16 protein-coding genes are annotated in these 16602 nt (G+C 74.9%); 10 read left to right on the forward strand and 6 right to left on the reverse strand.

Annotated features, from left to right (window positions below):
* Window positions 1–7 precede the first annotated feature (7 nt).
* Both Cph01nite_RS10135 and manD read right to left on the reverse strand, forming a co-directional pair.
* Window positions 8–2047 carry an alpha-glucuronidase gene (locus Cph01nite_RS10135; RefSeq protein ID WP_203673794.1) on the reverse strand — a complete coding sequence of 680 codons (2040 nt, stop codon included), beginning with the start codon at window positions 2045–2047 and terminating at the stop codon, window positions 8–10.
* The gene (gene manD / locus Cph01nite_RS10140) at window positions 2044–3279 is read right to left on the reverse strand and encodes a D-mannonate dehydratase ManD (protein WP_203673796.1); all 1236 of its coding nucleotides are present in this window, start codon (window positions 3277–3279) and stop codon (window positions 2044–2046) included. Before manD ends, Cph01nite_RS10135 begins: the two co-directional genes overlap by 4 nt.
* Window positions 3280–3426: 147 nt before the next feature.
* On the opposite strand from manD, the gene Cph01nite_RS10145 reads away from it, so the two are divergent.
* Window positions 3427–4479, forward strand: a complete 1053-nt coding sequence (locus tag Cph01nite_RS10145) for a LacI family DNA-binding transcriptional regulator (RefSeq protein ID WP_203673798.1) — start codon at window positions 3427–3429, stop codon at window positions 4477–4479.
* Between the two features lie 50 nt (window positions 4480–4529).
* On the opposite strand, the gene recQ is transcribed toward Cph01nite_RS10145, so the two are convergent.
* Entirely contained in the window at window positions 4530–6623 is a 2094-nt protein-coding gene (recQ, locus tag Cph01nite_RS10150; protein ID WP_203673800.1) for a DNA helicase RecQ, read from the reverse strand.
* Between the two features lie 72 nt (window positions 6624–6695).
* A complete protein-coding gene (locus tag Cph01nite_RS10155) occupies window positions 6696–7517 on the reverse strand; it encodes an SDR family NAD(P)-dependent oxidoreductase (RefSeq protein WP_203673802.1) in 822 nt (273 codons plus the stop codon).
* Window positions 7518–7643: 126 nt separating this feature from the next.
* On the opposite strand from Cph01nite_RS10155, the gene Cph01nite_RS10160 reads away from it, so the two are divergent.
* From Cph01nite_RS10160 to Cph01nite_RS10185, 6 genes are all read left to right on the forward strand, one after another.
* Window positions 7644–8429 (forward strand): SDR family NAD(P)-dependent oxidoreductase, encoded by a 786-nt coding sequence (locus Cph01nite_RS10160; RefSeq protein WP_203673804.1) that lies wholly within the window; start codon window positions 7644–7646, stop codon window positions 8427–8429.
* 97 nt (window positions 8430–8526) lie between these two features.
* The gene (locus Cph01nite_RS10165; protein ID WP_203673806.1) at window positions 8527–9174 is read left to right on the forward strand and encodes a hypothetical protein; all 648 of its coding nucleotides are present in this window, start codon (window positions 8527–8529) and stop codon (window positions 9172–9174) included.
* Window positions 9171–9788, forward strand: coding sequence for an OmpA family protein (locus tag Cph01nite_RS10170; RefSeq protein WP_239069181.1), 618 nt, complete (start codon window positions 9171–9173; stop codon window positions 9786–9788). The genes Cph01nite_RS10165 and Cph01nite_RS10170 overlap by 4 nt, the downstream gene beginning before the upstream one ends.
* A 43-nt stretch (window positions 9789–9831) precedes the next feature.
* Window positions 9832–10407: an orotate phosphoribosyltransferase gene (gene pyrE, locus Cph01nite_RS10175; protein ID WP_203673808.1), complete on the forward strand. Its 576-nt coding sequence runs from the start codon at window positions 9832–9834 to the stop codon at window positions 10405–10407.
* A gap of 12 nt (window positions 10408–10419) precedes the next feature.
* Complete coding sequence (locus Cph01nite_RS10180) at window positions 10420–11190, forward strand: hypothetical protein (RefSeq protein ID WP_203673810.1); 771 nt, start codon at window positions 10420–10422, stop codon at window positions 11188–11190.
* Window positions 11191–11221: 31 nt separating this feature from the next.
* On the forward strand, window positions 11222–11791 hold the full coding sequence (locus tag Cph01nite_RS10185; RefSeq protein ID WP_203673812.1) for a LemA family protein: 570 nt from the start codon (window positions 11222–11224) through the stop codon (window positions 11789–11791).
* Between the two features lie 45 nt (window positions 11792–11836).
* Here Cph01nite_RS10185 and Cph01nite_RS10190 read toward each other — a convergent pair whose 3' ends face one another.
* The gene (locus Cph01nite_RS10190) at window positions 11837–12862 is read right to left on the reverse strand and encodes an AAA family ATPase (RefSeq protein ID WP_203673814.1); all 1026 of its coding nucleotides are present in this window, start codon (window positions 12860–12862) and stop codon (window positions 11837–11839) included.
* A 98-nt stretch (window positions 12863–12960) separates the two neighbouring features.
* Window positions 12961–13701 (reverse strand): HAD-IIA family hydrolase, encoded by a 741-nt coding sequence (locus Cph01nite_RS10195; protein ID WP_203673964.1) that lies wholly within the window; start codon window positions 13699–13701, stop codon window positions 12961–12963.
* A 72-nt stretch (window positions 13702–13773) separates the two neighbouring features.
* On the opposite strand from Cph01nite_RS10195, the gene Cph01nite_RS10200 reads away from it, so the two are divergent.
* The 3 genes from Cph01nite_RS10200 to fbaA all read left to right on the forward strand — a co-directional run bounded on the left by Cph01nite_RS10200 (window position 13774) and on the right by fbaA (window position 16503).
* Complete coding sequence (locus Cph01nite_RS10200) at window positions 13774–14757, forward strand: DUF368 domain-containing protein (protein ID WP_203673816.1); 984 nt, start codon at window positions 13774–13776, stop codon at window positions 14755–14757.
* On the forward strand, window positions 14754–15392 hold the full coding sequence (locus tag Cph01nite_RS10205; protein WP_203673818.1) for a TrmH family RNA methyltransferase: 639 nt from the start codon (window positions 14754–14756) through the stop codon (window positions 15390–15392). The genes Cph01nite_RS10200 and Cph01nite_RS10205 overlap by 4 nt, the downstream gene beginning before the upstream one ends.
* An 88-nt stretch (window positions 15393–15480) precedes the next feature.
* The gene (fbaA, locus tag Cph01nite_RS10210; RefSeq protein ID WP_203673821.1) at window positions 15481–16503 is read left to right on the forward strand and encodes a class II fructose-bisphosphate aldolase; all 1023 of its coding nucleotides are present in this window, start codon (window positions 15481–15483) and stop codon (window positions 16501–16503) included.
* The last annotated feature ends 99 nt before the right edge of the window (window positions 16504–16602 follow it).

A 16602-nucleotide genomic window follows, 5' to 3' on the forward strand; every position in this document is an offset into this window, starting at 1 on the left:
CTCACGCTCAGTAGATCGGGCGGCCGCTGGCGTCCGGGACGCCGGACTTGCGGAAGAAGTACGTGCGGACCTGGTCGCGCCACTCGGTGGCGGAGCGCACCTGCTCCGTCAGGCGCTCGGCGACGCGCGCGTGCAGGCGGTCGTCGACGAGCCCGCGCAGGGCCTCCCAGCGCGGCACCCACGACTCGACCAGCTCGACCGCGTCGGCCCGCGTGTCGTAGACGTGCTGGATCACCGTCGTGCCGCTGTGCAGCACGTGGCCGTACGGCACGTGGTGGAAGAACAGCAGCAGCTCGTCCGGGCACGTCGCCAGGTCCTCGTACACGTCGCGCCACGGCGCCGGGTACTGGCCGGTGTACCCCGTGCCCGTGGCGACGGTCCGGTCGACGCCGATGCCGTCCCGGTCGGCGAAGTGGTACGTGCCCCACTTGGAGTACTCGTACCCGTCGACGTTGGGCCCGTAGTGGCCCCGCAGCGGGTCGACCATGAAGCACACGCCCAGCGGGGCGGTGTACGCCTCGTACGTGAGCCACGAGCGGTCCATGAGCCCGTGCAGCGTCTCGCGCACGCGCGGGTCCGCCCCGGGGAAGGTCAGGCCGATCCACTCGTCGAGCAGCGCGACCGGGTCCGCCGCCGGGTCCCACGCGAGGCGCCCGTACGCGTACAGGTTGGCCTGCGCGAGCGGGTGGCCGGTCCAGAACTCGTCGTCGCCGACGTTGGACACGGCCGTGATGCCACCGGCGCGCAGGTCGGCGTCCTCGGGCGTCCCCGGACCGGGCGCGCCCGAGGCGATCGACGCGACCGTGCGCGTCGCGTTCTCCGCGAGCGGGAAGCCCAGCACGTCCGACCACAGCGGGCCCAGGTAGCACACGTGCTTCTGGTGGCCGGTGTACTCCTGCGTGACCTGCAGCTCCACCGCGACGCGCGTGCGCGGCACCGCCGCGATGACGGGCGAGACCGGCTCGCGCACCTGGAAGTCCAGCGGCCCGTACTTCACCTGCAGCACGACGTTGTCGTCGAACCGGCCGTCGAGCGGCGCGAAGTGGTCGTACGCGGCCCGGGCGCGGTCGGTGCGCCGGTCGCGCCAGTCCTGCTCGTGGTTGTAGACGAACGCGCGCCAGAACACCGTGCCACCGTGCGGGGCGACGGCACGGGCCAGCAGGTTGGCGCCGTCGGCGTGGTCGCGGCCGTACGCGAACGGCCCCGGCTGCCCCTCGGAGTCGGCCTTGACGACGAACCCGCCGAAGTCGGGGATCGTCGCCCACACGCGGTCGGCCGTCGCGGCCCACCACGCCTGCACGTCGGGGTCCAGCGGGTCGTTGGTCGCGAGCCCGCCCAGGCGCATCGGCGACCCGAACGACACCGACAGGTACGTGCGCACGCCGTGGGGCCGGAAGACGTCGGCGACGCGCGCCACGTCCGCGAGGCCGTCGGTGAGCAGCCGCGCCTCGGTGGCGTGCACGTTGACGTTGTTGATCGCGACCGCGTTGATCCCGACCGACCCGAGCATCCGCGCGTAGGCGGCGACGCGCGACAGGTCCTCGCGCACGCGTCCGTCGGCGTAGAAGATCGACCCGCCGGCGTACCCGCGCTCGACCTGCCCCATCACGGGGTGGACGTCGATGTTGTCCCAGTGGTCGAGCATCCGCACGGGCGCGAGGGGCCGGGAGACGACCGGCGGGTGGTCGGCGCCGAACGCCGCCTCGCCCGCGCGGACCACGTCGTGCAGGCCGTGCAGCAGACCGGTGGCGTCGCCGGCGACGACGACGGTGACACCACCGGTCCGCAGTCGGGTGAACCCGGTGTCCGGGCCGTCGGGTGCCACGCGGAGCACCAGGTCGTGGTCGTCGGCCGACGCGAGGTCGGCGACGGTGAGGGTGCCGCCGTGCGTGGTGACCGCGCGCCGGACCTCGTCGACGACGGTCGCGCCGACAGGACCGGCGTCGGGTCCCGTCACGACGAGCACGCGGCGCGACCCGAGCGGCGCGAACGCCGCGTCGGGCAGCCACGCGGGGTGGACGGGGGGAGTCTGCGTCGTGTCGCTCACCAGTCGTGCACCGTGCCGTCCTTGAGTCGGTTGAACGGCAGGTACGCCGCCTGGTACGGGTGCCGGGACGCCGCGTCGTCGTCGTACGTGACGCCCAGGCCCGGCTGGTCGCCGGGGTGCAGGTAGCCGTCGGCGAACGTGAACGACGTGCGGAACACCTCGTCGGTGGTCGCCGAGTGCGTCATGTACTCCTGGATGCCGAAGTTGTGGATGGCGAGGTCCAGGTGCAGCGCGGCGGCCATGCCGACGGGCGAGATGTCGGTGGGCCCGTGGATGCCGGACTTGATCTGGTACTGCGCCGCGAAGTCGAGGATCCGGCGCAGCGCCGTGATCCCGCCGGTGTGGGTGACGGCCGAGCGGACGTAGTCGATGAGCTGCTCGCGGATGAGCGTCTGGTAGTCCCACACGGTGTTGAACACCTCGCCGATCGCCAGCGGCGTGACGGTGTGCTGCCGGACCAGGCGCAGCGCGTCCTGGTTCTCGGCGGGCGTGCAGTCCTCGAGCCAGAACAGGTCGTACGGCTCGAGGTCCTTGCCGAGGCGCGCGGCCTGGATGGGCGTCATGCGGTGGTGGCCGTCGTGCAGCAGCGGCAGCTCGGGGCCGAACTCGTTGCGCACGGCCTCGAAGACCCGGGGGATGTGCCGCAGGTACGCGCGGGTGTCCCAGTCCTCCTCGGCCGGCAGGGGTGCGCGCTGGGCGGGCTCGTAGTCGTACCGCCCCGACGACGACGGCTGCGCGGCGACCCCGTAGACGGCGTCGACGCCGGGCACGGACGTCTGGACGCGGATGGAGCGGAAGCCCTCGTCGAGGTGCTGGCGGATCGAGTCGAAGAGCTCGGGCAGGTCGCGCCCCGACGCGTGCCCGTACGCCATGATCCCGTTCCGGGACGCGCCCCCGAGCAGCTGGTAGAGCGGCATGCCGGCGAGCTTGGCCTTGATGTCCCACAGCGCGACGTCGACGGCGGCGATCGCGGCCATGGTCACGGGTCCGCGGCGCCAGTACGCGCTGCGGTAGAGGAACTGCCAGGTGTCCTCGATCTTGTGCGCGTCCCTGCCGATGAGGAGGGGGACGACGTGGTCGGTGAGGTAGCTGGCGACGGAGAGCTCGCGCCCGTTGAGGGTGGCGTCGCCCAGGCCCTCGACGCCGTCCTCGGTGACGACGCGGAGCGTGACGAAGTTGCGGCCAGGACTGGAGACCAGTACCTCGGCCGTGCGGATCGCAGTGCCGGACATCGTGACATGCTCCTTCCGCCCGGTCGCGACGTCGCGAGGGGCACTGGTGAGACTAGGCAGGGACACGCTAGGCTGGCAATCGTTTGCCAGCAAGATCGGTCCGACGCACCGTCGCGTCGGGTCGTGACGAGCCGACCGGGAGGGTGCATGGCCGTCAGGCGACAGCCCACGCTGCGCGACGTCGCAGCAGCGGCAGGGGTGGCCGTGTCGACCGCGTCGCGGGCGCTCACGCGGCCCGGTCGCGTCAACGCCGACACGGCCGACCGCGTCGTGGCGGTCGCCAAGGAGCTCGGGTACATCCCCAGCGCCTCGGCCCGTGCGCTGCTCTCGGGCCGCACCGCGACCGTCGCGCTCGTGCTCCCCGACGTCACCAACCCGTTCTTCTTCGGCCTCGTGCGCGGCACGGGGGCCCGCCTGCGCGAGTCCGGGTACGTGCAGGTGCTCGCGGACACCGAGGAGTCCGCCGAGGTCGAGCTCGACACGCTGCGCAAGCTGCGCGGGCAGGTCGACGGCGCCGTCCTCGCCGCCTCGCGGCTGTCCGACGAGCAGATCGCCGGTGCGGCCGCGGACCTCGCCCTCGTCGTGGTCAACCGGACCATCCCCGGCACGCCCGGCGTGCTGCTCGACACCGCCGGCGGCATGGTGCAGGCCCTCGAGCACCTGGCCGGGCTGGGGCACACCCGCGTCGTCTACGCCTCGGGACCCGTGACGTCGTGGTCCGACCGCCGGCGCCGCGAGGCGCTCGAGCCCGCGGCCGCCCGGCTCGGCGTCGAGCTCGTCGTGCTCGGTCCGTACGCGCCCGTGCGCTCGTCCGGCGCGCAGGCCGCCGACGCGGCCCTGGAGGCGGGGGCCACCGCCGTGATCACGTTCAACGACCTGCTCGCGTTCGGGGTCCTCGAGCGCCTCGACGCGCGGGACGTCCCCGTGCCCGGGGGGATGAGCGTCATCGGGTGCGACGACATCTTCGGCGCCGACCTGGTGCGTCCCGCGCTGACGACCGTCGAGTCACCCGTCGAGCGCGCCGGTCGCATGGCCGCCGACCTGCTCCTCGCGCGCCTCGAGGGCGACCGCCCGGGCGACGAGGACGACCTCGGCGGCGATCCCGACGACGAGCCCGCCGTGGTCGCCCGTGGCGCCGCCGACCCCGTGCTGCTGCCGACGCACCTGGTGGTCCGGTCGTCCACGGGGCCGGTGGACTGAGCGCCTGCGTCGAGCAGCGCCGGCCGGGCCGCCGGGCGCCGTGCCGGACGTCAGTCCCCGTCGCCCGCCAACGTCGCCAGCACCCCGTCGGCGTAGCGGTCGAGCTTGGCCGCGCCGACGCCGCTGATCGTGCCCAGCTCCGCCCGTGACGTCGGCCGGCGCGTCGCGATCTCGCGCAGCGTCGCGTCGTGGAAGACGACGTACGCGGGCACGCCCTGCTCCTTGGCGGCGCCCGCCCGCCAGGCGCGCAGCGCCTCGAACAGCGCGGCGTCGTCCCCGCTGAGGTCGGCGGCGGCCGCCGGCGTGCGCCCCGCCCCCCGCCGCTCGCGCGTCGCGCGGCCCGTGCGCTCGGGCTCCCGGCGCAGCCGCACCTCGCGCGCGCCGCGCAGCACGTCGGCCGACGCGGGCAGCAGGCGGATCGTTCCGTAGCCCTCGGAGTCGACGGCCAGCAGCTCGGCCGCGAGGAGCTGGCGGACGACGCCGCGCCACTCGCCGTCCGAGAGGTCCTGCCCGATCCCGAACGTCGACAGCTGGTCGTGGCCCAGCTGCTGCACGCGCGGCGTCGCCTTGCCCCGCAGGATGTCCACCAGGTGCCCCACGCCGTAGCGCTGCCCGCGCTGGTCGAGCCGCACCACGGTCGACAGCAGCTTCTGCGCCGGCACCGTGCCGTCCCACGACTGCGGCGGCTCGAGGCACGTGTCGCAGTTGCCGCACGGCCCGCCCGACTCCTGGCCGAAGTACGCGAGCAGCTGGGTGCGCCGGCAGTCGACGGTCTCGCACAGCGCGAGCATCGCGTCGAGGTGCTGCGTGAGCCGCCGCTTGTGCGCGGCGTCGCCCTCGGAGGTGTCGATCATGCGGCGCTGCTGCACCACGTCGGCCAGGCCGTACGCGAGCCACGCCGTCGACGGCAGCCCGTCCCGTCCGGCGCGTCCCGTCTCCTGGTAGTAGCCCTCGACGGACTTCGGCAGGTCCAGGTGCGCGACGAACCGCACGTCGGGCTTGTCGATGCCCATGCCGAACGCGATGGTCGCGACCATCACGACGCCGTCGTCGCGCAGGAACCGGGACTGGTTGGCGGCGCGGACCCGCCGGTCGAGCCCCGCGTGGTACGGCAGCGCGTCGATTCCCTCCTTGCGCAGCGCCTCGGCCGTCTGCTCGACCGACGCGCGTGACAGGCAGTACACGATGCCGGCGTCGCCCGCGTGCTCGGTGCGCAGCAGGTGCAGCAGCTGCGCGCGCGGGTTGTCCTTCGGCACGATCCGGTACCGGATGTTCGGGCGGTCGAAGCTCGCGACGAACTGCGCGGCGTCCGTGAGCTGCAGCCGCTCGCCGATCTCCCGGTGCGTCGCGTGCGTCGCCGTGGCCGTCAGCGCGATGCGCGGCACGCCCGGCCAGCGCTCGTGCAGCAGCGACAGGGCCAGGTAGTCGGGGCGGAAGTCGTGACCCCACTGCGACACGCAGTGGGCCTCGTCGATCGCGAACAGCGCGACGTGCCCGCGGTCCAGCAGGTCCAGGGTCTCGGGCACCCGCAGACGCTCCGGCGCGAGGTAGAGCAGGTCGAGCTCGCCGGCGAGGAACGCGTCCTCGACCGCGCGGCGCTGGCCCCGCTCCTGCGTGGAGTTGAGGAACCCCGCGCGCACGCCCAGGGCGGACAGCGCGTCCACCTGGTCCTGCATGAGCGCGATCAGCGGCGACACCACCACACCGGTGCCCTCGCGGACCAGCGCGGGCACCTGGTAGCACAGGGACTTGCCGCCGCCGGTCGGCATGAGGACGACCGCGTCGCCGCCGGCGACCACGGTGTCGACGATCGCCGCCTGGTCGCCGCGGAACGCGTCGTAGCCCCACACGCGGTGCAGCACGTTGGCCGGGGTGCCGTGCGAGGGCGCGGGCGTCCCCACCGCGGTGCTGCGGGGCGCGTCGGGCCGGCGCGCGCTCGTGCGTCCGCCCGCGTCCGGCGGTCCCCACGGGTCCTCGGCCCACGCGTCGGCGGGGGGAGCGTCGTCCGGCGGGGGCGGCGCCTCGTCCCACCACGGCTCGGCGGGGGCGTCGTCCCACGACGCGACGTCCGGCTGCGGTGCGTCGTCGAGGTGGCCCGTCGACCGTGGTCGGCGGGCCTGCGGAACGGCGGGGTCCGGCTGCACGCGCCCACCCTACGAGCCGCGGGCGACGGCGCGAGCCGCCGCGGTCGGTCCTGTGGACGGACCGGCCCCCGCTCAGCCCTCGTCGGGCCCGCCGGACCCCGTCGGCTCGGTGGCGCGGGCCTGCAGCGCGGCACCCGCGCCGTCGCTGAGCAGCGCACCGGCCGCCGCCTGGCCCCGGGCGAGCACCGAGCGCACGACGACCTTCTCGTCGCCCTTCAGCAGCCCGTCGACGGCCTGCCGGGCGACGTCCGCCGGGTCGTCCTTGCGGCTGTGCGCCACCCGCGTGTCCTGCATGCCGGCCCGCTCGAAGAAGTCGGTGTCCGTGGGGCCGGGCAGCAGCGCCGTCACGGTGACCCCGGTGTCCCGCAGCTCGTACCGCAGGGCCTCGGCGAAGGACAGGTCGAACGCCTTCGCCGCCGCGTACGTGGAGTAGTACGGACCCGGCATGAGCGCCGCGACCGACGACGTCACCAGCACCCGTCCCGCGCCGCGCGCCACCATCGCCGGCAGGAGCGCGTGCGCCAGGCGGACGGGCGCGACCACGTCGACCTCGATCGTGGCCAGGTGGTCCTCGAGCGGGACCTCGAGGAACGGCCCGCCCGCCCCCGTGCCGGCGTTGAGCACCAGCAGGTCCAGGGGGCGTCCGGTGCCGACCACGTCGACCACCAGCGCCTCCACGTCCTCCGGCCGTCGCAGGTCGGCGCGCACCGCCCGCACCGCCCGGCCGTGCTGCCGCAGACCGTCGGCCGCGAGCGCGAGCCCGTCGTCCTCGGCCGTGACGACGAGGTCGTGGCCCGTCTCCGCCAGGCGCAGGGCGATCTCCAGCCCGATGCCGCTCGATGCGCCCGTGACCAGGGCCAGGGGTGCGGGGACCATCTCGGGCTCCGTGCTCACGGTGCTCACCTCCGTGTCGGCGTGGACGCTCCACGCTACGGGTGGGTGCGTCGACCCGCACGAGGGGGACGGCACGTGCCCGGAACGCGCGGGCGCGGCGCGGCCGCTGTCCGTAGGGTGAGCCGCATGGGTACCGCACTGGTCACCGGCGCGAGCGCCGGCCTGGGTCTGGAGTTCGCCTGGCAGCTCGCCACGGCGCGGCACGACGTCGTCCTCGTGGCGCGCGACGAGGGCCGGCTCACCCGGCTCGCGGGGCAGCTCGAGGCGGCCGCGGGCGTCCGGGCGGAGGTGCTGCCCGCCGACCTCACCGACCACGCCGACGTGGCGCGCGTCGCCGACCGTCTGCGCAGCGACGAGCGGCCCGTCGGGCTGCTCGTCAACAACGCCGGTCTCGGGCTCAACCAGGGGTTCGTCGACGGCGACGTGGCGGCCGAGGAGCGCGCGCTCGAGCTCATGGTCCGCACCGTCATGGTGCTCTCGCACGCCGCGGCCGGCGCGATGACGGCGCGCGGGCGGGGCGCGATCCTCAACGTCGGGTCCGTGGCCGGGCTGACCGCGACGGGCACGTACGCGGCGCACAAGGCGTGGGTGCGGGTGTTCACAGAGGCGCTCGCGCGCGAGCTGAAGGGCACCGGTGTCACCGCCACGGTCGTGGCGCCGGGGTTCACCCACACGGAGTTCCACGAGCGCGGGCGCATCGACACGGGCCACTACCCGGCCGCGGCCTGGCTCGACGCGGAGGACGTGGTCGCCGCCGCCCTGGCGGACGTCCGGCGCGGTGCCGTCCTGTCGACCCCGAGCCTGCGCTACAAGGCCGTCTCGGCGCTGCTGCGCGTCGCGCCGCGGTCCGCCGTCCGGGCCTTCGGCGGGTACCGGCGTCCGCTCGAGGACGCACCGGCCACCGACGCCTGAGCCGACGACCTCCGACCCCGGGCGTGCGTCCGGTGCGTCCGGTTCGTCCCCGCACGGTAGCGTCGGGACCGACCCCGACCGTCCCGGAGGACCCCGCATGCGTCTGCCCGCCCGTCTTGCCCTGCGCCGTGCCGCGGTCGCCCTGGTGGCCGTCGCGGTGGTCGCGCTGACGTCGGCCTGCACCGGCGGCACGGACGACCCGACCCCCGGCACGACGACGAGCGGCGCGGCCGCGCCCGGCGACGCGACGGAGCAGGCCGCGCCCGTCGACGACGTCGCCACCCGCGTGATGGCCGAGCAGACGGTCGACACCCCCGCGGGGTCCGAGGTCGCCGGCGGCGAGATCACCCTGACCCTGCGCGACGTCCGCGTCGACGAGGGCGTGCTCACGGTGCGGTGGGCGCTGCGCTGGGACGCGCCAGAGCGCGGCGACGACGAGGAGATGAGCCTGTTCGACCTGGGCATCGACCCGGCGCCGCTGGTCACGGACACCACGCACCTGCAGGCGTTCATGCCGCTGTGCACCAAGGGCGACTGGAACGGCGACGGCGCCGACCGCCAGCTCTGCGGCGCGACGATGCTCGCCTCCCCGCTCAACCACCTCACCACGAGCCTGCGGAACCACACGACGCTCGAGGGCTGGGCCGCGCTCCCCGCCCCGGACAACGCCGGGGGCACGCTCGACGTGCTCATCGCCGACGGGCTGCCGGTGTTCTCCGGGGTCACCGCGCGCCAGGGCTCGTGAGGCCGCCGGTGCCGGGGCCGGCGCACCGGGTCGTCGCGCTCGCGGCGGCGCTGCCGCTCGTGCTGGGTGCGGCGGCGTGGCCCGTCGCCCCGGCCGCCGCGCCCGGCGACGAGCCGCCGTGGGCCGAGCTCGCCGCCACCCCGGTGACGCCGGACATGGTCGAGCGCGCCACGCTGCGGCTGACCGGGGGCCCGCTGCAGCTCATCGGCGCGCCGCTGGCGCTCGTCCGCGAGAAGTCCGTGCGCGAGCTGGCGCGCGAGGCCGACGGCGTGACGACGCTGACGTCGGACCTGCTCTTCGGGTTCGACAGCGCCGAGCTCGCCCCCGGCGCGCGCGAGGCGGTCGGCGCGATCGCGGCCACGCTGCCGCAGGGCGCCGCCGTGACGGTCGACGGGCACACCGACGGCCTCGGCGGCGACGGCGTCAACGTCCCGCTCTCGCAGGCCCGCGCGCAGGCCGTCGCCGACGCGCTGAGCGCCGCACGCCCCGACCTCGCCCTGACCGTCACCGGGCACGGCAGCTCCCGGCCCGTCGCCGAGGAGCGCGCCGGCGGGAGTGACGACCCCGCGGGCCGTGCGCTCAACCGGCGCGTCGAGGTGCGTGTCACCGGCTGACCGCAGCAGCCCCGGCGGCGGACGCGGCCGGTACCCTCGGGCCGTGACCGACGCCCCCGCCGCAACGCCCCGCGACCAGCTCGTCGCCCTCGTCCGTGACCTCGCCGTCGTGCACGGCACGGTCACGCTGTCGTCCGGTCGGCAGGCCGAGTACTACGTCGACCTGCGCCGCGCGACCCTGCACCACCGGGCGGCGCCGCTCATCGGGCACCTGATGCTCGACATGCTCGAGGAGGCCGGGCTCGGCACGGCCGAGATCGACGCGGTCGGCGGGCTCACCCTGGGGGCCGACCCCGTCGCGGCGGCGCTGCTGCACGCCGCGGCCTCGCGCGGGCAGGACCTCGACGCGTTCGTCGTGCGCAAGGAGGCCAAGACCCACGGCATGCAGCGCCGCATCGAGGGCCCCGACGTGGCCGGCCGTCGGGTCGTCGTGGTCGAGGACACCTCGACCACGGGCGGCTCGCCGATCGCCGCCGTGCAGGCGGTGCGGGAGGCGGGCGGCGAGGTCGTGGCCGTCGCGACGATCGTGGACCGCGGCACGGGCGCGCGCGAGGCGATCGAGGCGCTCGGCGTGTCCTACCACCACCTCCTCGACCTGACCGACCTCGGCCTGGCCTGAGCCGGGGCCGTCGTGCGACGAGGGGTGCAGGTCGGCGCGGTCGTCGTGCTCGGGCTGCTCGGCCTGACGGTTGCCGCGGCCTCGTCGGGGGCGGGCCACCCCTCGGGCGGGATCGTCGTGCTGATGGTGCTCGTCGTGGTGCTGGTCGCGGTCGGCGGCTGGTGGCTGGAGCGTCGCCGCCGCGAGCACCTCGCGGCGTGGGCGCACGCCTCGGGGTGGACGTACACGCCGCGCGACCCCGGGCTCGGGCTGGCGACCCTGCAGACGGGCACGCCGTACGGGCAGGGGCACAGCCGCACCGTGACGGAGGTCCTCACCGGCACCTACGAGGGCCGCACCGCCGTGTCGTTCACCTACGGGTGGACCACGGGCAGCGGCAAGGAGCGGCGCGAGCACCGTGCGCACGTCGTCGCGATCGCGCTGCCGGCCTACCTGCCCGTCCTCGAGGTGACCCCCGAGGGCTTCGGGGCCCGGGTCGCCAAGGCCTTCGGTGCACGGGACCTGCAGCTCGAGTCCGCGGCGTTCAACGCGGCCTACCGCGTCGACGCCCGCGACGCGCGCACGGGGCACGCGATCCTGCACCCGCGCCTGCTGGAGCGCCTGCTGCGGCCCGACGCGCTGGGCACGAGCTGGCGCATCGAGGGCACGTGGCTGCTGTCGTGGGCGTCCGGCCCGACCAGCACGGCGAGCATCGCGCCCCGCCTGGGCGTCCTGGCGGCCGTGGTGCGCGGCGTCCCGCGGCACGTCTGGCTGGACCACGGCTACGACCCGGCTGCTCGGTAGGATCGCGGCAGTACCGACCCTAGGAGTCCTCGTGACCGGTGGCACCCTCGCCCTCGTCGTCGTGATCGCCGTCGTCGTCCTCGTCCTGCTGTGGGGGGTGGCGCAGTACAACGGGTTCGTCCGGCTGCGGAACCTCGTGCAGGAGTCGTGGCGGCAGATCGACGTCGAGCTGCACCGCCGGCACGACCTCATCCCCAACCTGGTGGAGACCGTCAAGGGCTACGCCGCCCACGAGCGCGGCGTCTTCGACGAGGTCACGCGGGCCCGCGCGGCGGCCGCCGGGCCGGGCGCCGGGCCCGCCGAGCAGGCGGTGCAGGAGAGCGCGCTGAACTCCGCGCTGGGCCGGCTCCTCGCCGTCGCGGAGAACTACCCAGTGCTGCGCGCGAGCGAGAACTTCCAGCAGCTGCAGGCCGAGCTGGCGAACACGGAGGACCGCATCGCGGCGGGCCGGCGCTTCTACAACGCGAACGTCCGCGAGCTCAACACCAAGGTCGAGACGTTCCCGCCCAACCTCGTCGCGAGCATGTTCGGGTTCACCCGCGCCGAGTACTTCGAGGTCGACGATCCGCAGGTCCGGCAGGCGCCCGCCGTCGGCTTCTGACGCAGCCGCCCGACGCCCGGCCCGGACGCCGGGCGCACCGGGCGCTCAGTGGGAGAACGTCGCGATGTGCTCGTCGGACGGCGGCGTGTGACGCCCGGGGGCGACGAGGGCGGGCAGCCGGTGCAGGAGCGGGTCGACCAGGCCGCGGCGCGGGTCGAGGACCTGGGCCTGCTCCAGGCGCTCGAGCAGCAGGGCGACCTCGGACGTGCTGAGGTCGAGCCTGCGTGCCAGCGGCTCGGGCTCGACGAACCTGTCGGCCGTCGCGCACACCGCGTCGAGCAGCACGTCGAGCGGGCAGCGCTCCTCGCCCCGGCACACGTCGAGGTGCAGCCCGGACGCGATCCGGGCGACGAACTCCGCGCTCACGTCGCCCAGGTCGCGGTGCTCGCCGACGGCCCGGGGAAGGCCGCCGTGGCGCAGGTACGCCGCGCGCACGTCGCCCGTCCCCGCCCCGGGGCGCGCCAGCAGCAGCTCGGACATGCTCGACGGGTGCAGGTGGCGGACCGTCACGGTCCCGGCCGGCGCCGCGGCCTCGAGCGCGGCCACGTCGGCCGGGTCGAGGACGGACGTGGTGGCGACGACCTGGTCGCCGCGCCGGCAGGCGTCGGCGAGCACGCGCGGCCAGCCGTCGACCGCCCCGACCTCGTCGACGACGAGCACCCGCGGGCCGTCGCAGGCGGGCGCGCCCGTCCGGGTGGGCGTGCGCACCGTCGTCGCCAGGTCGGCCGGCGCGAGGCAGGTGATGGCGCCCGTCGCGTCCTCGCGCTGCGCGGGCACGAGCACGACGCGCCGGGGGTCGGTCGCGGGGTCCGACACGAGGTGGGCCACGACGTCCTTGACGGCGGTGGTCTTGCCGACACCGCGCAGCCCGACCACGAGGGTGAGGGTGCGGGGCAGGGGGCGCTGCGCGAGCGTGGACAGCTCGGCGCGTGCGGCGCTCGTGGCGGGCGCCCACTCGTGGCGGGCGCGCGTGGCGAGGTCGGCGTCGTCGAGCACCCAGGACGCGCGGCGGCGACGCGACCACCAGGGGTTGGCCGCGCGCAGCACCTGGGCGAGCTCGCTGTTGCGCATGCCCCAGGGTCGTCCCTGCGGGGGACCCGTGGTCGGGACGAACGGCCCCGGCGGCTCGCTGGACGGCGACGACGCGCCGAGCGGCGCCGCCGCGTCGCTCAGATGAGCTCGATGAGGTCCTGCACGGAGTCCAGGACCGCGGTCGGGCGGAACGGGAACCGGTGGACGTCCTCCGCGCGCGTCGAGCCCGTGAGCACGAGGTAGGTCCGCAGGCCGGCCTCGATGCCGGCGACGACGTCGGTGTCCATGCGGTCGCCGACCATCACGGTCGTCTCGGAGTGCGCGTCGATCCGGTTGAGCGCCGAGCGGATCATCATGGGGTTGGGCTTGCCCACGAAGTACGGTTCGCGACCCGTGGCGGCGGAGATCATCGCCGCCACGGCACCCGTCGCGGGCAGGTCGCCCTCGGCGGTGGGCCCGGTGACGTCCGGGTTGGTGGCGATGAACCGGGCCCCGCCCTGGATGAGCCGGACGGCCTGGGTGATCGCCTCGAACGAGTACGTGCGCGTCTCGCCCAGCACGACGAAGTCGGGGCGTGCCGCCGTCAGCGTGTAGCCGGCCTCGTACAGCGCGGTGGTCAGGCCGGCCTCGCCGATGACGTAGGCGGAGCCGCCGGGCATCTGGTCGGTGAGGAACTGCGCCGTGGCCAGCGCCGACGTCCAGATCGCCGCCTCGGGCACGTCGAGACCCGTCGCGGCGAGCCGTGCGCGCAGGTCGCGCGGCGTGAAGATCGAGTTGTTGGTGAGGATGAGGAAGGGCCGGTCCGCGGCCTTCAAGGCGTCGATGAACTCCACCGCGCCGGGCAGCGCGGTGCCCTCGTGCACGAGGACGCCGTCCATGTCGGACAGCCACGAGGCGATCTTCCGTTCGGTCACGTCCTCAGGGTAGCCGGGGGTGGCTACGCTTCCCGGGTGACCCGAGACGCCACCCGCGACACCGCCGCACCCCCCGCCACCGCGCCTCCCCGGCGCTCGTGGCGCCGCGCACCCCTGGACGCGGTCCGCGGTGGTCTCATCGGTGCGGCCGAGTCGGTGCCCGGCATCTCGGGCGGCACGATCGCCCTGGTGGTGGGCCTGTACGACGAGCTGGTGACCGCCGCCGGGCACCTCGTGCACGCGGTCCGGGCGCTGGTCACGGGGGTCGTGCGGCGGCGGGGCGTCGGTGACGCGCTTGCCGCCCTGCGGCAGGTGGACTGGCGCCTGCTGGTGCCGGTGCTCGGCGGGATGGTCGTGGTGCTGCTCGTCTCGCTGCGCACGCTCGCGCCGCTGCTGGAGAGCCACCCGGTGCCGACGCGGGCCGTGTTCTTCGGCATGATCCTCGCGTCCGTGGCCGTGCCGCTGGGCATGCTGCCCGGGCGGCTGCGGGTCCGCGACGTGGTGCTGCTGGCCCTGGGCGTCGTCGTCGCGTTCGGACTGACGGGCCTGGCGCCCGTCGAGGTCGCGGACCCCTCGCTCTGGTACGTGTTCCTCGGCGCGGCCGTGGCGATCAACGCCCTCGTCCTGCCCGGCGTGTCCGGCTCCGCGCTGCTCGTCGTCCTCGGCCTGTACGTGCCCGTGCAGGCGGCCGTGGAGAACCTCGACCTGGCGTTCGTCGGGGCCTTCGCGCTCGGGGCGGTCGTCGGGCTCGGGTCCTTCGTCAAGCTGCTGCAGTGGCTGCTGCGCGAGCGCCGCCAGGCGACGATGGCGGTGCTCGCCGGGCTCATGGTCGGCTCGCTGCGGGCGCTGTGGCCGTGGCAGGACGGCGAGCGCGGCCTGCTGGCCCCGTCGGGCGACGTCGGCGTGCCGGTGCTGCTGGCCGTCGCCGGTGCCGCGGTCGTCGCGACGCTCGTCGTCTGGGAGCGGCGACGCATCCGGCGCGAGCTCGACGCGGCCGCCGCCCCCGAGCCGGAGGCGTGAGCGGCGCCACCGACGGCGACGAGGTCGGCGTCGGGCCGTGGCCGGGCGGCCCCGCCGCGTGGCCCGACGACCCCCGGTACGACCCCGAGCTGCTCGCGCACGGCGACCGGCGCAACGTCGTGGACGCCTACCGGTACTGGACGGTCGAGGCGATCGTGGCCGACCTCGACACGCGGCGGCACCCGTTCCACGTCGCGATCGAGAACTGGTCGCACGACCTCAACATCGGGTCGGTCGTGCGCACGGCCAACGCGTTCAACAGCGCGGGCGTGCACGTCGTGGGCCGCCGTCGCTGGAACCGCCGGGGTGCGATGGTCACCGATCGCTACCTGCACGTGCACCACCACCCCGACGCCGCGGCGCTGGCGACGTGGGCCGCCGGCGCCGGCCCGGGCGGCACTCGCCTGCCGATGGTCGGGATCGACAACGTGCCCGGCTCCGTGCCGATCGAGGGCCACCCGCTGCCCCGTGCGTGCGTGCTCCTGCTCGGGCAGGAGTCGACGGGCCTGACGCAGGCGGCGCAGGCGGTGTGCGACGTCGTCCTGCACATCACGCAGCACGGCAGCACGCGCTCGCTCAACGCAGGCGCGGCCGCCGCGATCGCCCTGCACACGTGGGTCCTGCAGCACGCCTGACGGTCCCGGTGGACGTCCCGGAACGCCACGGGCCGGGTGGTGGCAGACTCGTGTCGTACCGCTCCCCGAGCCATCAGGAGATTCTGCGATGCCCATCGCCACCCCCGAGGTCTACGCCGAGATGATCGACCGGGCGAAGGCCGGCAAGTTCGCCTACCCTGCCGTGAACATCACGTCGTCCCAGACCGTCACCGCCGCCATCCAGGGCTTCGCGGAGGCCGAGTCGGACGGCATCATCCAGGTCTCCGTCGGCGGCGCTGAGTACGCGTCCGGCTCGACGATCAAGAACCGCGTCAGCGGCACGCTCGCGCTCGCGGCGTACGCGACCGAGGTCGCCACGCACTACGGCGTGACGATCGCCCTGCACACCGACCACTGCGTCAAGAAGAACCTCGACTCGTGGGTCCGCCCGCTGCTCGAGCTCGAGGCCGAGCAGGTCAAGCGCGGCGAGAACCCGACGTTCCAGTCGCACATGTTCGACGGCTCGGACATCCCGCTCGACGAGAACCTCGTCATCGCCGCGGAGCTGCTCGAGATGTCGCGCGCCGCCCGCACGATCCTCGAGATCGAGGTCGGCGTCGTCGGTGGCGAGGAGGACGGCCACGAGGCCGAGATCAACGAGAAGCTCTACACGACGGCGGAGGACGGTCTGAAGACCGTCGAGGCCCTCGGTGCGGGCGAGAAGGGCCGCTACCTGACGGCCCTGACGTTCGGCAACGTGCACGGCGTGTACAAGCCGGGCGCGGTCAAGCTGCGCCCGTCGATCCTCGCGGACATCCAGCGCGAGGTCGGCCTGAAGATCGGCAAGGAGTCGCCGTTCGACCTCGTCTTCCACGGCGGGTCCGGCTCGACGGCCGAGGAGATCGCCGAGGCGGTCGACAACGGCGTCATCAAGATGAACATCGACACCGACACGCAGTACGCGTTCACGCGTCCCGTCGTCACGCACATGTTCACCAACTACGACGGCGTGCTGAAGGTCGACGGCGAGGTCGGCAACAAGAAGGCGTACGACCCGCGCGCCTGGGGCAAGCTCGCCGAGGCGGGCATGGCCGCGCGCATCGTCGAGGCGTGCCAGCAGCTGCGCTCGGCGGGCACCCGGCTCGCCTGAGTCCCCGCACCGACGTGCGACGGCCCCGGTCCCCCGCGAGGGGGCCGGGGCCGTCGGCCGTCACGGGCCGCCCGGTGCGGGACCGGGAGCCGGTTCGCC

It is taken from the genome of Cellulomonas phragmiteti, assembly GCF_016862775.1.
Classification (GTDB): Bacteria; Actinomycetota; Actinomycetes; order Actinomycetales; family Cellulomonadaceae; genus Cellulomonas; species Cellulomonas phragmiteti.

Coding starts and splice junctions, on each gene's coding strand:
- manD (WP_203673796.1), bottom strand. CDS start 3,279: ATGTCCGGCACTGCGATCCGCACGGCCGAGGTACTGGTCTCCAGTCCT.
- Cph01nite_RS10145 (WP_203673798.1), top strand. CDS start 3,427: ATGGCCGTCAGGCGACAGCCCACGCTGCGCGACGTCGCAGCAGCGGCA.
- Cph01nite_RS10160 (WP_203673804.1), top strand. CDS start 7,644: ATGGGTACCGCACTGGTCACCGGCGCGAGCGCCGGCCTGGGTCTGGAG.
- Cph01nite_RS10165 (WP_203673806.1), top strand. CDS start 8,527: ATGCGTCTGCCCGCCCGTCTTGCCCTGCGCCGTGCCGCGGTCGCCCTG.
- Cph01nite_RS10190 (WP_203673814.1), bottom strand. CDS start 12,862: ATGCGCAACAGCGAGCTCGCCCAGGTGCTGCGCGCGGCCAACCCCTGG.
- Cph01nite_RS10195 (WP_203673964.1), bottom strand. CDS start 13,701: ATGGACGGCGTCCTCGTGCACGAGGGCACCGCGCTGCCCGGCGCGGTG.
- fbaA (WP_203673821.1), top strand. CDS start 15,481: ATGCCCATCGCCACCCCCGAGGTCTACGCCGAGATGATCGACCGGGCG.